The 13,917-nt window shown below is 68.0% G+C and carries 15 protein-coding genes; 5 read left to right on the top strand and 10 right to left on the bottom strand.

What is annotated here, in order from left to right; all coding sequences use genetic code 11:
* Nucleotides 1-14: 14 nt before the first annotated feature.
* Nucleotides 15-1,028 carry a heat-inducible transcriptional repressor HrcA gene (hrcA, locus tag ACL58G_RS06900; RefSeq protein WP_413381535.1) on the bottom strand — a complete coding sequence of 338 codons (1,014 nt, stop codon included), beginning with the start codon at nt 1,026-1,028 and terminating at the stop codon, nt 15-17.
* Nucleotides 1,029-1,088: 60 nt separating this feature from the next.
* A complete protein-coding gene (locus tag ACL58G_RS06895; RefSeq protein ID WP_413381533.1) occupies nt 1,089-1,811 on the bottom strand; it encodes an HAD family hydrolase in 723 nt (240 codons plus the stop codon).
* A gap of 232 nt (nt 1,812-2,043) precedes the next feature.
* Here ACL58G_RS06895 and ACL58G_RS06890 point away from each other — a divergent pair, with 232 nt between their 5' ends.
* A complete protein-coding gene (locus ACL58G_RS06890) occupies nt 2,044-2,643 on the top strand; it encodes a hypothetical protein (RefSeq protein ID WP_440965910.1) in 600 nt (199 codons plus the stop codon).
* Nucleotides 2,644-2,666: 23 nt separating this feature from the next.
* A complete protein-coding gene (locus tag ACL58G_RS06885) occupies nt 2,667-3,374 on the top strand; it encodes a hypothetical protein (RefSeq protein WP_413381529.1) in 708 nt (235 codons plus the stop codon).
* Nucleotides 3,375-3,718: 344 nt separating this feature from the next.
* Here the strand turns inward: ACL58G_RS06885 and ACL58G_RS06880 are convergent, their stop codons facing one another.
* Together ACL58G_RS06880 and ACL58G_RS06875 are read right to left on the bottom strand one after the other, a co-directional pair.
* Nucleotides 3,719-3,889: a hypothetical protein gene (locus tag ACL58G_RS06880; protein WP_413381527.1), complete on the bottom strand. Its 171-nt coding sequence runs from the start codon at nt 3,887-3,889 to the stop codon at nt 3,719-3,721.
* A 20-nt stretch (nt 3,890-3,909) separates the two neighbouring features.
* A complete protein-coding gene (locus ACL58G_RS06875; protein ID WP_413381525.1) occupies nt 3,910-4,104 on the bottom strand; it encodes a hypothetical protein in 195 nt (64 codons plus the stop codon).
* 226 nt (nt 4,105-4,330) lie between these two features.
* On the opposite strand from ACL58G_RS06875, the gene ACL58G_RS06870 reads away from it, so the two are divergent.
* A complete protein-coding gene (locus ACL58G_RS06870) occupies nt 4,331-5,095 on the top strand; it encodes a hypothetical protein (RefSeq protein ID WP_440965908.1) in 765 nt (254 codons plus the stop codon).
* Between the two features lie 6 nt (nt 5,096-5,101).
* Here ACL58G_RS06870 and ACL58G_RS06865 read toward each other — a convergent pair whose 3' ends face one another.
* Both ACL58G_RS06865 and ACL58G_RS06860 read right to left on the bottom strand, forming a co-directional pair.
* Nucleotides 5,102-5,665, bottom strand: a complete 564-nt coding sequence (locus ACL58G_RS06865; protein WP_440965906.1) for a hypothetical protein — start codon at nt 5,663-5,665, stop codon at nt 5,102-5,104.
* Between the two features lie 94 nt (nt 5,666-5,759).
* On the bottom strand, nt 5,760-7,034 hold the full coding sequence (locus ACL58G_RS06860; protein ID WP_440965904.1) for a S8 family serine peptidase: 1,275 nt from the start codon (nt 7,032-7,034) through the stop codon (nt 5,760-5,762).
* Between the two features lie 89 nt (nt 7,035-7,123).
* On the opposite strand from ACL58G_RS06860, the gene ACL58G_RS06855 reads away from it, so the two are divergent.
* Together ACL58G_RS06855 and ACL58G_RS06850 are read left to right on the top strand one after the other, a co-directional pair.
* Nucleotides 7,124-7,612, top strand: coding sequence for an RNA polymerase sigma factor (locus ACL58G_RS06855; RefSeq protein WP_413381518.1), 489 nt, complete (start codon nt 7,124-7,126; stop codon nt 7,610-7,612).
* The gene (locus tag ACL58G_RS06850; RefSeq protein ID WP_440965902.1) at nt 7,609-8,307 is read left to right on the top strand and encodes an anti-sigma factor family protein; all 699 of its coding nucleotides are present in this window, start codon (nt 7,609-7,611) and stop codon (nt 8,305-8,307) included. Before ACL58G_RS06855 ends, ACL58G_RS06850 begins: the two co-directional genes overlap by 4 nt.
* Here ACL58G_RS06850 and rsmA read toward each other — a convergent pair whose 3' ends face one another.
* From rsmA to ACL58G_RS06830, 4 genes are read right to left on the bottom strand one after another with little or no spacing between them, the layout of a single operon-like run.
* Nucleotides 8,308-9,087: a 16S rRNA (adenine(1518)-N(6)/adenine(1519)-N(6))-dimethyltransferase RsmA gene (rsmA, locus tag ACL58G_RS06845; RefSeq protein ID WP_440965901.1), complete on the bottom strand. Its 780-nt coding sequence runs from the start codon at nt 9,085-9,087 to the stop codon at nt 8,308-8,310.
* Nucleotides 9,088-9,091: 4 nt separating this feature from the next.
* Nucleotides 9,092-10,138 carry a 4-hydroxythreonine-4-phosphate dehydrogenase PdxA gene (pdxA, locus tag ACL58G_RS06840; protein WP_440965899.1) on the bottom strand — a complete coding sequence of 349 codons (1,047 nt, stop codon included), beginning with the start codon at nt 10,136-10,138 and terminating at the stop codon, nt 9,092-9,094.
* Nucleotides 10,139-11,548, bottom strand: a complete 1,410-nt coding sequence (locus tag ACL58G_RS06835; RefSeq protein ID WP_371767331.1) for a peptidylprolyl isomerase — start codon at nt 11,546-11,548, stop codon at nt 10,139-10,141.
* Nucleotides 11,549-11,594: 46 nt separating this feature from the next.
* Nucleotides 11,595-13,856, bottom strand: a complete 2,262-nt coding sequence (locus tag ACL58G_RS06830) for an LPS-assembly protein LptD (protein WP_440965898.1) — start codon at nt 13,854-13,856, stop codon at nt 11,595-11,597.
* Between the last annotated feature and the right edge of the window lie 61 nt (nt 13,857-13,917).

Raw genomic sequence — 13,917 nt, 5'->3', positions numbered from 1 at the left:
CGCCCACCCTACCTTCAAGAATGGCTCAGCGCGCTCGACAGCAGCTTGGCCGTGATGTCGACGATCGGGATCACGCGCTCATAGGCCATGCGCGTGGGTCCGATCACGCCGAGGGTGCCGACGATCTTGCCGTTCACTTCGTACGGCGCGGTGACGACGCTCATCTCGTCCATCGGCACGAGCTTCGATTCGCCGCCGATGAAGATCTGCACGCCGCCGGCCTTGCTGGACACATCGAGCAGCTGCATCAGGCCCGTCTTCTGCTCGAACATCTCGAACATCTGGCGTAGCGAGCTCATGTTGGACGACAGGTCGGCCACCGAGAGCAGGTTGCGCTCGCCTGCGATGATCATGTCGTCCGTCTCGGCCAGCGCCTCGCTGCCCGCCTCCACCGCGGCCTGCATCAGGCGGCCCATGTCGTCGCGCAGCTGGCGCAATTCTCCCGTCAGGCGCGCGCGCACCTGGTCGAACGACAGGCCGGCGAAATGCTGGTTCAGGTAATTCGCGGACTGGATCAGCTGGGACGGCGAATAATCGACGTCGGTCAGCAGCAGCCGGTTCTGCACGTCGCCGCGCGGGTCGACGATGACGAGCAGGATGCGCTTTTCCGACAGGCGTAAAAATTCGATCTGCTGGAACGCCGATTCGCGCCGCGGGCTCTGCACGACGCCGGCGAACTGCGACAGCGACGACAGCATCTGCGCCGCGTTCGCGATCACCTTCTGCGGCTGGTGCGCGGGCAGGCGCATGCCGGCTTCGACCGCGTTCTCGTCGATCTGCTGCACGGTGAGCAGCGTGTCGACGAACAGGCGGTAGCCGCGCGGTGTGGGAATGCGGCCGGCCGACGTGTGCGGACTGGCGACGTAGCCCATTTCCTCGAGGTCGGCCATGATGTTGCGGATCGTGGCCGGGGAGAGGTCGAGGCCGGAGATCTTCGACAGCGCGCGCGAACCGACCGGCTGGCCGTCGGCGATGTAGCGCTCGACCAGGGCTTTCAACAGGGTTTGTGCACGGTTATCGAGTTGCATGGTCTAGCCAGGATTTCGTTTCATTTATGTCATTATGCACGTTCGATGCGTGCTTGTGCTTTATCCGCGCTGTTGTTCGTGTTCGCGCGTGAGCCAGTCCAGCAACTCGTCGAAGTCGCGCACGATCGCATCCGGCACCACTTCGTGCTCCATGTGCTTCGTCGAGCCCGTGCGGTTCATCCAGACGGCGCGCAGGCCGGCGCGCTGGGCGCCCCGCACGTCGAGCAGCACGTCGTCGCCGACGTAGACCGCATCCTCGGGCGCCACGCCCAGCTCCTTGCAGGCGGCCAGGAAGATCGCCGCATCCGGCTTGGCGACGCCGAACGCCGACGCCGCCACCGACACCTTGAAATGGTGCGACAGGCCGATCGTGCGCAGGTCGGCGTTGCCGTTCGAGATCGACCCGATCAGTACGCGGTTCTTCAGTTTCAGCAAGCCCGGCAGCACGTCGTCGTACGGGATCACGGCATTGCGCGCGGCGAAGAACTGCGCCATCGCGTGCTCGACCTTGGCGGCATCCTCGCCGGCCTGCTGGAAGGCGTCGACGAGGCCGGCATGGCGCAGCTTGCCGAGGTCGAGGTGAAATTCGGGCTTCTTCGCCAGCAGCTCCAGGCGCGCCTGGCGCAGGGTGTCGATGGTGAAGCGCTCGGCCACGCGCGGCGCGTGCTCGCGCAGCCACGCGAACAGCTTCTCTTCGGCCTGCAGGATCACGGGGGCGATGGGCCACAACGTGTCGTCGAGGTCGAACAGGATGGCCTTGGGCCAGGCGCGGCGCGTGTTCATGGTCGGGATTGCGGCTCCGGAAACGAAGCTTGGAGAGTGGAAAGGAGCGGTCCAAGCATAACGAGGGCAGCGCCGAAAAGCAATGGCGCGCCGGACACGGGCTCATGGTTACACCGTGATACAAAGCCAAATAGGGCCGCCGCTTGCCAAATGCACTAAAATGATGGGCATTTTTCTATTCGGCCGTACCGGCGCAGCGTCCGCGCGCCACCCATTCCACTGTGGAGATTTTATGAAGAGCTCGATCCTGCGTGCCGGCGTTGTAGCGCTGGCATGCGCGCTGGGCCTGTCCGCCTGCGGCGGCGGGAGCGGCGACCTGTACCTGACCGGCGCGGTCTATAACGTCACCAAGGACGGTCTGGTGCTGACGAATAACGGCGAAGACCTGGCCGTGACGACGCCCTACCAGTCGTTCCAGTTCAACAACCGCATCTCGACCGACGACCAGTTCAACATCACGGTCAAGAGCGTCCCGTCGAACGTCGAGAAGATCGCGGATTGCGTCGTCACCAACGGCAAGGCGCGCGCCAACTACTACACGATCGCGCAGATCCGCGTGGACTGCAAGATCCGCCAGCGTAAATTGACCGCGAGCATCGTCAACCTGACGGCCAGCGGCCTCGTGATCATCAATGGCGCCGACCGCAAGGAGGTCGCGGCGGGCACCGCAACCGTGCCGATGGCCCCCGTGAACGAAGACGGCGCGTACGGCGTCACCGTCCTGCAGCAGCCGGCCGGCCAGACCTGCACCGTCAGCGGCGGCGGCAACGGCAAGGGTGCGGGCACCATGGGCGCGACCGAAGACACGACCGTCACCGTCACCTGCGCTTAAATCTGGAATCTGGAGAGACCCACATGAAGTTTTCCCTCGCGCGTCCGGCCTTCGCCCTCGCGGTCCTGGCCACGCTGGCCGCCTGCGGCGGTGGCGGCAAGGCCACGTTCCCGATCAACATCACGGTCAGCGGCCTGCAATACCCGGGCCTGGTCCTGAGCACGAACGGCCAGGACCTGCCCATCAATCCGCCGGCCACGGCCGGCCAGGACGTCACGGCCGTCTTCCCGAACCAGATCGAATACGGCCAGGTCTATGAAGTGATCCCGAAAGGCGCGGTCGTCACCAATCACACCCCGGTGGGCGGCACCCAGCCGAAACACCAGCAATGCGCGGCGTCGCCATACCTGCCATACGGCACGGCCGGCCAACTGGCCAGGATCGACATCCGCTTCGTCTGCGCCATCAACACCTACCCGCTCGGCGGCACGGTCAAGGGCCTGACCGGTACCGGCCTCGTCCTGGCGAACGGCAGCACGACCGGCACCATCGGCGTCAACCCCGCGCTGGACGCCAACCAGAAACCGACCGGCGCGGACGTGGCCCTCGTCATGAACTCGGTTCCGTACAACACGACTTATGGCGTGACCGTCCTGACCCAGCCCACCAACCCGGCCCAGACCTGCACCGTTACCGGCGGCGCGAACGGCTTCGGCGGCGGCACGATGGACGATGCGGCGGAAGCGGCAGGCGGCGTGGGCAACCTGGTCGTGACCTGCGTCAATAACTAAACCCGGAGAGCATGGATGAGATATCGCAAATTCTTATAACGAATATGCGAAACAAAAATTGGACTGATATGCTGTAGCGCAGCATAATTGCACCTGTCTCCTCCAACTCTCCTCAGAAAGAATTGGATTTAAGCCCGCCTCAACAGCGGGCTTTTTTTTCGCCCATACGGCAACAAGCGTCCCTGCGGCGGCATGCCGTCGCGGCTGGTCAAGGTCTGCGGGGTGCCGGCGGAGGTGCCGGTATTGTCTGGTGCGATTGGCCTCGGGGCCGGGTCCGAACGGCGCTCTCGAGCTGCGCGTTCTGCGTCTTCACTGCCGGGCGGCAGCTGCTTCCACTACGGGTGTTACGGGCGCTTCGCGGTCACTTTGACGACGGCCATCTGCTGGCCTTCGATCGTTACCTGCGCGTCGTAGCGCTCATGTTTGGCGACGCTGGCGGCGTGCGCGGCGCTCGTCACACCCACGAGGACGGCGGCCGCGAGGAAGATGGCTTCCATGTTTTTCAGGATGTTCATTGGGGCTATCCTTGACGTGTTCAATTGGCGGCTTTGTCGATGGCGGCGAGGCGTTTCGCGGTCACTTTGACGACGGCCATCTGCTGGCCTTCGATCGTTACCTGCGCATCGTAGCGCTCGTGTTTGGCGACGCTGGCGGCGTGCGCGGCGCTCGTCACGCCCACGAGGACGGCGGCTGCGAGGAAGATGGCTTCCATGTGTTTGAGGACGTTCATTTTGGCTCTCCTTGTGTGTTTGTTTCGTCGATGGTGTCACTGTAGGCGACCGCCCCCTCCCCTTCCACCGGCGTGCGACGAAACGCAAAAAACACGGGATGGAAGGATCAAAAGCGCGCCCAAAAAGCGGATGGTGCGTTGCCGCATGAGCAGCCGACGCATGAGAACGCTCAACAGCCGGGCCGGATTCGCTGGCGATACTTCTCGAGGGCACAAAGGGGGCGACATGGATCGGCAAAACATCCTGGAACTCGAGGCGAACGGGGCGGCTACGCCCTTGGCGACGGTGCGGGCCTGGAATGCGCTGGCACTCGGAACGATCGGCACCGTGGCACTCGCACATGAGCCCGCGCGTGCGCTCGCCCTCGTGCATACCTGCATGTACAACGCGTGGGCGGCGTACGACGATAACGCCCGCCAGACCGCGCATGGCGTGGCCGTGCGCCTGCCGCGGGCCGAACGCGACGCCGCCAGCCAGGCCGCCGCGATGGGGCATGCGGCCCACGCCGTACTCGCCGGCCTGGACGCCCGGTCTGGCACGGATGACGGTCTGTTCACGCCAAAGGGCATCGGGCGCATGCAGGCGGCCGCGTTGCTCGACGTCCGCCACCGCGACCAGCCGTTCGCGCTGATGCCGGCCGAGGTCCGCCCGGCCGCCGCCGCACGGCCGCTGGCGTTCGTCGCGGTGTGGTGCGACGTGGCGCAGCGCGTGTCCGTCCGCGACGGGCATGACGACGACCGCGACGTGCTGCTGTTCTTCGTGCTGGCCAATGCGCTGGCCGACGCGGACGACGCTGCGCGCGACGGCGTATGCGCCGCCTTTGCCGCCGCCGAGGCGCTGCGCCGCTTCACGGGCAGCGACATCCTGGACGACGCCACATTCACGGACCTGGCGGCGCAGGCGGGACCGGGGCCCGGTCAGGACATGGGAAGAAAGGTCGGCGCGCGCGTGTTCGACAAGGCGCGCCGGTACTGGCAAGGGGACATGTAACGCGTCTTACTGGCGCGACGCGGTACCGGATGCCTGGCTCGCACCCGAGCCGCCCGTGCTGCCCGCCGCTGAACCGCCCGCGCTGCCTTCGACGGCCACGCTGCCGTTCATGGTCGATGCCGTGTCGCGCACCGAGCCGACGGCGCCGCGGGCGGTGCCTGCCGCGCCACGGGCCGCGCCGGCGGCACCGCCGAGTGCCCCGGTGACGGCACTCGCGTCCACGCTGGCCGAGCCGGAGCCGTCCGCGCCGGCCGAGCTTCCGGCGCCCGCATTTCCTGCCAGGCTGCCGGCGCCCGCCAGCACGCCCGGTCGCTGCGCAGGTGCGCTCCCGGCTGCCGGCTGGCTGGTAGCGCGGCTCGCGCGGCCAGCGGTATCGTCGCGCAGCGTGCCGCCCATCGTGTGCACGCGGCCCATGTCGTTCATCCCGCTCATCCCGCTGATACCGCCGATGGAGCCGCCCAGCGAGCCGCCCAATGAGCCGCCGAGCCGGCCGCCGAGCAGCTGCGCGTGGGCCTGGGTGGCGAGACCGAGGGCGAGGATGAGGACGAGGGTAATGGACTTGGCTTTCATGACTGTTCTCCTTGTGATGGGGCGGTGTCTCTCACCGCCGATACAGGGAAAACGGATGGGCTCGCCGATTTCTTCCATCCCTTCAAAAAATTTTTCAGCGCAGCTCCGCCGGGTCCGTGCGCAGGCTCGCGCCGACGATGCCGTACCCGGTCTCGTCGTTCGCGACGGCAGCGCCGGCCTCGCGCGCGAGTGCGTCCACGGCGCGCGCGGCGCCGGCCCGGTCCGGCCGGGGCAGCCGCTGCGCCAACAGGGCCGCGACGATGGGCGCCGCGAACGACGTGCCGCGCACCTGGCGGTACGGTGGCGTGCCCGGCGCGGCGCTGACCATCTGGCTGCCCGGCGCGGCGAATTTCACCTGCGGCCCCCGTGCCGCTTCCGGCAGCGGCCGGCCGCGCCGGTCGACGCCCGTCACGCCGACGACGCCGGGATAACTGGCCGGATACAGCGGCGGTGCCGCCGGCCCGTCGTTGCCGACGGCGGCCACGAGCAGGTGTCCCCGCGCCTGCATCGCGGCGACGGCCCGCGCCAGCAGCGCATTGGCCGGGCCGACGAGGCTGATGTTCACGACGCCGACCTCCTGCTGGTCGAGCCAGCCCAGCGCGGCGACGATGCGGTCGGCCGCGCCGCCCACCGGGCTGCCGCAGTACACGTCGGCCGCGTACAGGCGCGCGCCCGGCGCCGCGCCGCGCAGGTAGTCGGAACGCCCGACCATCAGCGCCGCCACCGCCGTGCCGTGCGGCGCGGGGATCACCTGGCCGCCGCAGCCCCAGCGCGTGATCGCGGCATCCTCGAACACGGGGTGGGCGCCGTCGACGCCGCTGTCGACGAGGCCGATGCGCACGGCGTCTCCCTCGCCGGCGCGAACGCCGCCCGCCGCCCCGCTGCCCGTGTAGACATGATTGAAATCGTAGCTGCCGTCCGGATCGATGGCGCGCAGGCGCTCGACCATGGCCGCGGTCGACGCACCGGCCGGCAGGCGCAGCACCACCATGCGTTCGCCCAGCCCGGGCAGCACCTCGTCGCGCACGACCGCCGCGCCCGCGTCACGCGCCGCCTGCAAGGCCGCCTCGGACGGCGCCCCGGCCAGCACCTCGCCGCGCAATGCCGGCTCGCCGCGCGGGTCGGCCTCCAACTGGTCCGGATGGTCGCGCAGCAGGCGCCGGACGGTGTCGACGCGCAGGTGGCCGAGATCCGGCAACGGCGCGCGGTCGAGCAACCGGTCGACCGGGCGGCGCACGCCGTCCAGCCCCAGCGGGCCGATGCGGCTGGGCAGCGGCAGCGAGGGCAGGCCCAGCTGCGCGTGCGCGGAGACCGTGCCGCACAGGAGCGCCAGGGCCACGAGAACACGCATATTTACGAAGGGACTCATGAGTGGATCATATATGATTGGCCGATACCCCAATAACGAACGGCGCCGGGAAGAAAATCCCCGCCCGGATCGTTTACCTCATAGAGACCATGCTTGCCGACGACATCGCCGCCCTGCTGCCCCGCATGCGCCGCTTCGCGCGGGCGCTGACCTATCATCGCGAAGACGCGGACGACCTCGTCCAGATCGCGATGGAGCGTGCGCTTGGCCGCAGCGAGCAGTGGGAACCGGGCACGCGGCTCGACAGCTGGCTGTTCCGGATCATCAAGAACGCGTGGATCGACGAAGTGCGCAGCCGGACGCGGCGCGCCGAGTTGTTCGCGCCCGAGGAGGAAGGCGAACACGTGGGCGACGACACCGCGCAGGCGCACCAGCAGCGGCTCGCGCTGCAGAAGGCGATCAGTCTGCTGTCCGAGGAACACCGGCTCGTCGTCGGCCTCGTGCTTGTCGACGGCCTGCCGTACAAGGAAGCGGCCGACGTGCTCGAGATCCCCGTCGGGACGCTTACGAGCCGCCTCGCGCGCGCCCGCGACGCCCTGCAGCAACTGCTCGCCGACCCAACACGAAGGACACCATGACGTATTCCGACGACACCCTGATGGCCTATGCCGACGGCGAGCTCGAACCCGCCGAACGGGCCGCCATCGAACAGGCGATGCGCACCGATCCCGCCATCGCCGCCACCGTGGAGCGCCACCGCGCCCTGCGCGCGGACGTGGCCGCCGCGTTTGCCGGCATCCTCGACGAACCCGTGCCCGCGCGGTTGCAGCCGCCGGCACCCGTCGTGTCGCTGGCTGTGGAGCGCGACAAGCGGCGGCGCTGGTCGTGGCCGGAATGGGCCGCGCTGGCGGCCACGCTCGTCGTCGGCGTCCTGGCCGGCCGGATGATCCCCGGCGGCGGCGGTCCGGCCATCGCCGGCAACGGCAACCAGGTGGTGGCGCAGGGAGAACTCGCGGCCGCGCTGGACCGCCAGGTCGGCGGCAAGGCGGAGGGCGCGGTAAAAGTGGGCGTCAGCTTCGCCGCCCGCGACGGCGCCTATTGCCGCGGCTTCGTCATGGGCGCGGCGGCCGGCCTCGCGTGCCGGGAGGGCGGACAGTGGAAGATTCCCGTGCTGGCCGAGGCGGAGAAGGAAGCGGCGGGCGGCTACCGCCAGGCCGGCAGCGCGTTGCCGCCGGCCGTGCTGGACGCGATCGACGCGCGCATCGCGGACAAGCCGCTCGACGCGGCGGGAGAAGAAGCGGCACGGGCGCGCGGATGGCGGCCCGCACGTTGATCAGCCCTGCGGCTTGAGGATGTTGGCGAGCGCCACGTACTGCTCGAGCCCCACGGCCTCCGGACGCGCGCCCGGATCGATGCCGGCGTCGACGAGCTGCTGTTCGGTGAACATGCCGGCCACGCAGTTGCGGATCACCTTGCGGCGCTGCGAGAACGCCTTCTGCACGACGGCACTCAGCGCGTCCGCGTCGGCCGGCAGCTGGCGCTTCGTCGGCACCATGCGCACGATGGCGGAATCGACTTGCGGCGGCGGATCGAATGCCGTCGGCGGCACGACGAACAGCATGGCCATGTCGTAGCGCCACTGCAGCATCACGGACAGGCGGCTGTAGGCTTTCGTGCCCGGCTCCGCCACCATGCGCTCCACGACTTCCTTCTGCAGCATGAAGTGCTGGTCCTCGACGAGGTGGGCGAAATCGGCCAGGTGGAACAACAGGGGGCTGGAGATGTTGTACGGCAGGTTGCCCACCACGCGCAGCTTCTTCCCTTCCGGGACGGGGATGCTGCCGAAATCGAATTTCAGCGCGTCGCCCGAGTGGATGGTCAGCCGCTCGCGCGGATACGCTTTTTCCAGGCGCGCGACGAGGTCGCGGTCCAGTTCGACCACGTGCATGTGGTCGAGCTCCTTGAGCAGCAGCGCCGTCATCGCGGCCAGGCCCGGGCCGATTTCGACCATGGTGTCGCCGCGGCGGGGGTTGATGCCTTCGATGATGTCGTGAAGGACGTGGTCGTCGGTCAGGAAGTTCTGGCCGAAACGCTTGCGGGCTACGTGTTTCATGGTCTTATGCGGATTGTTGCTGTTGCGCGCGCACCATCGAAAGGGCGACGCGGATCGCCTCTTCCATGCTGCCGCAATCGGCCTCGCCGAGGCCTTTGGCGGCCAGGTCGAGCGCCGTGCCGTGGTCGACGGACGTGCGGATCAGCGGCAGGCCGAGGGTGATGTTGACGCCGCGGCCGAACGTCGCGTACTTGAGCACGGGCAGGCCCTGGTCGTGGTACATGGCCAGTACCGCGTCGGCGTCCCGCAGGTACTTCGGCTGGAACAGCGTGTCGGCCGGATACGGGCCGCGCGCGTCGATGCCGCGCGTGCGGGCGTCTTCCAGCACGGGCGTGATCACGGCTATCTCTTCGCGGCCCAGATAGCCGTTTTCGCCCGCGTGCGGGTTCAGGCCCGTCACGAGGATGCGTGGCGCCGCGATGCCGAACTTGCGCACGAGGTCCGCGTGCAGGATGTCCAGCACCTGCGTGAGGGTGTCACGCGTGAGCGCCGCCGGCACGTCTTTCAAAGGGAGGTGCGTCGTGGCCAGCGCCACGCGCAGGTAAGGCTGATCGCCTCCGGGCGAGCCCGCGAGCATCATGACGACCCTGGGCGTCTCCGTCTTCTCGGCCAGGTATTCCGTGTGGCCGGAAAACGCGACGCCCGCGTCGTTGATGGTGCTTTTCTGCAGCGGCGCCGTGACGATGGCGTCCCACCAGCCGGCCTGCGTGCCCTCGATCGCGAGATCGAGCGTGGCCAGCACGGCGCGGCCGTTGGCGGCGTCCAGCTTGCCCGGGACGACGTGCGCGTCGAGCGGCACGTCGACGACGGGGATGATGTCCGGGCCGAAGTGCGGCAGGCCGCTGTGGTGCAGCGCCAGCGTGGAGATCGCGGACAGGCGGATGCCTGGGTCGATCAGGCTCGCCGTGAGGGACAGGAAGGCGGCATCGCCCACGAGCACGCAGCGCGCGTCGGCGCGCAGCGCCCACGCGGCCCGGATCGAGATCTCCGGACCGATGCCGGCCGGCTCGCCGACCGTGATCGCCAGCGTGGGACGTGGACTCGAGGCCAATTACTTGTCCTCGCGGAACTCGACGTACGCGCGGTCGCGGACCTGGCGGCTCCAGTCTTCCAGCGCTTCCTGGCGCTTGCGGTCGGTGAGGACCTGGCGCGCGGCCGCGCGTTCCTTCTCCTTCGACACGTCTTCCGACTTGCGCTCGACGACCTGGATCAGGTGCAGGCCGAACGGGGTCTTGACGACGCCAGACACCTCGCCCGGCTTCAGGGCGTTCATCGGGTTCTCGAATTCCGGCAGCGCGTCGCCCGGGAACAGCCAGCCCAGGTCGCCGCCCTTCGAGGCCGAACCGTCGTTCGAATACTGGCGCGCCATGTCTTCGAAGGTCGCCTGCTTGCTGTCGATCTTCTGCTTGATCTCGGTGAGCTTCTTGCGGGCGTCGTCCTCGCTCTGCGTCGGCGTGATCTTCAGCAGGATGTGGCGCGCGTGCGTCTGCTGCACGACGGCCTGGTCGGCCTTCTGCGCATCCGCCAGCTTGCGCTGGTCGACGAGCTTGATGATGTGGAAGCCGACGTTGGTGCGGATCACCGGCGTCACCTGGCCCGGCTTCAGCTTGTGCAGCTCGCTCGCGAAGATCGGAGGCAGGCGGTCCGGGTCGCGCCAGCCGACGGAGCCGCCTTTCAGCGCGTCCGGCGAATCGGAATACGTCGCGGCCATCTTGGCGAAGTCGGCGCCCGTGCGCAGCTGGCGCGCCACTTCGTCGGCGCGCGCCTTGCGGGCGGCGATCTGTTCGGGCGACGCGTTTTCCGGGATGCGCACGAGGATCTGCGAGATGTCCATCTCCACGCGGTCGGCGGCGGCGGCCTTCTCGGCGGCCATGTACGTGTCGATCTCGGCGTCGGTGACCTGGATCTTGCTGTCGACTTCGTGCTCGATCAGGCGCTGCATCATGATCTCGTTGCGGATCTGCTCGCGGAACTGGGAGAACGGCAGGCCGTCCTTCTCCATCGCGTTGCGCATGTCCTGCACGGTCATCTTCTGGTTTTCGGCGATGCGGCCGATGGCGCGGTCGAGCGTCGTGTCGTCGACGCGCACGCCCATTTCCTTGGCCAGCTGCAGCTGGGCGCGCTCGGTGATCATGGCTTCGACGACCTGGCGGCGCAGGTCTTCCTCGGCCGGCATCTGGGCGCCCTGCGCCTTCAGGCGCTGCGCGATCTCGGCCATGCGCTGGTCGACTTCGCGCTTGGTGATGACTTCGTCGTTGACGATCACGTACACGGAATCGATGACGTGGGCGTTGCTGGACGCCGGCGGCAGGAAGCCGGAGCCCGGCTTGGTGGAAGGGGCCGCAGCCGGAGCTGCAGGCTTGGCCTGGGCCAGGACATCGCCCGTGGCGAGGGCGCACAGCAGCACCGCCGCGAGCTTGATCTGGTGCGGGCGGAGCGGAGACAGACGGGTAGTACGCATATTCAGGAAAGCACTCATTTCAGGTATCTAGTTGTCCATGGCCCGGTCAGGGGCGGCCGACGTTGGTGTTCAGCCGGGTGTAGCCGGGAATGCTCTTGTTGAAAGTCTCCAGCGGATTACCGAAGCCCAGGTGCGACAGGCCGTTCAGTTCGAGCTGGAAGAAGCTCGTCGTCGAGACGTTCTGCGCGGCGGTCACGAAGCGCTGTGCGCCCATGCGGAACACCCAGCAATCCGCCTTGTACTCGAGCCCGACGAGGCTCTCGAGCAGCTTGCGGTCGCGCACCGAGTAGCTGACCCGGGTCACACCATACCACCGCTGCGACAGCGGCCACTGGCCCGAGACGTCGGCGTTGCGGAAGCCGTTGGCGATGCCGAAGGTGTCGCGCTGGTAGCGGTATTCGAGGTTCAACACCTTCATCGGGGCCGGCTGCCACTGCACCCCGACATTCGAGCTGTACAGGCTGCGCGCCTGTGCATCGTATTGTACGCCGCTGTCGAAGGTCCACGATTCCGAAATGCGGCCCGACGCCGCGACCAGCGCGTCCGAGCGGGTCTGGTTGCTTTGCTCGTTCGAATTCAGGCGCACGCGCGGATCGCTGAAGTAATAGCGGCTGCCGACCGCGAGGCGCAGGCGCTCGGCGCCGTTGGACTCGATGAAGCGCGACACGATCGCCGCCGTCAGCTGATTCGCATCCGACACCTTGTCGGCGCCGACGAAGCGGTTTTCCGTGAACAGCTGGGCGTAGTTGAAACCGGCGACGCCCGTGTCGAAGTTGGGGATGTCGTCCTGGTTCTTGTACGGCGTGCGCACGTAGAACAGGCGCGGCTCCAGCGTCTGCGTGCCGTCCGGCCCGAACAGCGACGTCTTGCGCTCGAATACGAGGCCGCTGTCCAGCGAGAACGTGGGCAGCACGCGCGAGATCTTGTCGTCCGCGCCGACTGCGTTGTGCGTCAGGTTGTACTGCGTCGCGTGCAGCATCAGCTTGGGCGTGACGAACCAGCCCGGATGCACCCACGGATAGCTTACCTGCGCCACCATGTTGGCGCGGTCGCCCTGCACCTGCTTGTCGTCCGGGTGCGTGAAGCGCGTCGCCTCCGCGTCCACCGCCCAGTCGAATCCGCCCAGCACGTCGTAGCGGCCGGCGTGGAAGTTAATCGTCGGCAGGCGGTTGTACGGCGTGGCCACGGTCAGGTCCGGATTCGCGACGGCGCCCGGGTCCTGCAGCACCTGGTAGCTCTGCACGCGCGCCGTCAGGTTCCAGTACTGGCCGTAGTAGTCCGTGCGCAGTTCGCGCAGCAGCTGGCGCTCGGCGCTGGCGGCCACGGTGCGCGAGAAGTCGGACGGGTATTCGTTGTCGGACGCCGCGTGCGCGTTCCAGCCGAACGTCCAGTTGGAGTCCAGGTACTGGTTGTGCAGCGTGTCGACCCACCAGCGATTGCGGTGCGCCAGGCGGTCGTTCGCGAGGTATTCGACGTGCGTCTCGCCGTGGTACGGACCGCGGTCGGTCTCGCCCATGTAGCGCCCCGTCGCGCCCAGTTGCAGGCCGCGCGCGAAGATGTAGCGCGGGAACAGCGTCAGGTCGCGGTTGGGCGCGATGTTGACGTAATACGGCACCATCAGCTCGGCCGAACCCTTGGAGCCGACGCCGATCGTCGGCGGCAGCCAGCCGGAGCGGCGCGCGCCCGACAGCGAGAACGACAGCGCGGGCGTGCCGATGATGGGCACGTCCTTGAAATAGATGATCGTCTTGCCGGCCGTGCCGACGTCGCGGCCCTGGTCCAGGCGCAGCGTGCTGGATTTAAGATACCAGTCCGGATCGGGGCCTTCGCACGTGCTGTACGTGCCGTCGACGACGACGGCCTGGTCCTCGCCCAGGAAGTTGATGCGCTGCGCCTTGCCCTGCGCATTGTTCATCACCAGCCGGTATTCGGGATGCAGCACCCAGCCTTTACCCGTTTCCAGGTTCAGCTGCAGGGCGTCGCCCTTGTAGCGGTCGCCGAAGCGCCACATCGTGATGTGACCCTCGGCCGTGACCTCGTCCTCGACGCGGCGGTAGCACGCCGTGTCCGCCGTGACGCCGGTGGCGCCGCGCGTGATCTCGACGTTGCGCTCCATGTTCAGGATGCGGTCCGGGCGCCCGCTGAACGACTCGGCGCGCATCGTGATCGGCAGGTCCTGCTCGTCGGTGCGGGGAGCAGCCGGTGTCGCCGTTTGCGCATACAGCGGTCCCGCGGCCACGGCCACGAGGGCGGACACAGCGGCGGCAGTTCGCCGCCGCGGGAATGGTAGGGCCGTCATCCAGCTCATGAAAGATCGCGTTGCACCATGGAGGGCGATTGTTTGGATTGAATCCCTTATTATAGGGGAA

Origin of the sequence: Massilia sp. GER05 (assembly GCF_052056005.1) — a bacterium.
Classification (GTDB): domain Bacteria; phylum Pseudomonadota; class Gammaproteobacteria; order Burkholderiales; family Burkholderiaceae_D; genus Telluria; species Telluria orientalis.
Note: the sequence above shows the minus strand (reverse complement) of the source record. Positions and strands in the feature narration are given on the sequence as shown.